Origin of the sequence: Erwinia aeris, from assembly GCF_041224955.1 — a bacterium.
In the GTDB taxonomy this organism is placed as follows: Bacteria; Pseudomonadota; Gammaproteobacteria; order Enterobacterales; family Enterobacteriaceae; genus Erwinia; species Erwinia aeris.
Map to the genome: position 1 here is coordinate 1 of NZ_JBGFFX010000042.1, position 203 is coordinate 203.

1 protein-coding gene is annotated in these 203 nt (G+C 53.7%); it reads right to left on the minus strand.

The window, feature by feature from the left end:
• Window positions 1–203: flagellin (locus tag AB6T85_RS23755; RefSeq protein WP_369897064.1), on the minus strand; the 203-nt coding region annotated here is incomplete at both ends.

Sequence of the window (203 nt, forward strand, 5' to 3'; positions counted from 1 at the left end):
GGAACCTGGTTGGCTTTTGACAGCACGGAGGTACCAGCCTGCTGAAGGATCTGCGCCTTCGACATGTTAGAAACTTCAGTTGCGTAGTCAGCATCCTGGATACGTGACTGTGACGCGGTCAGGTTGGTCACAGAGGTGTTCAGGTTGTTGATGGTGGATTCAAAACGGTTCTGAATCGCACCCAGGCCGCTACGTGCGGTATC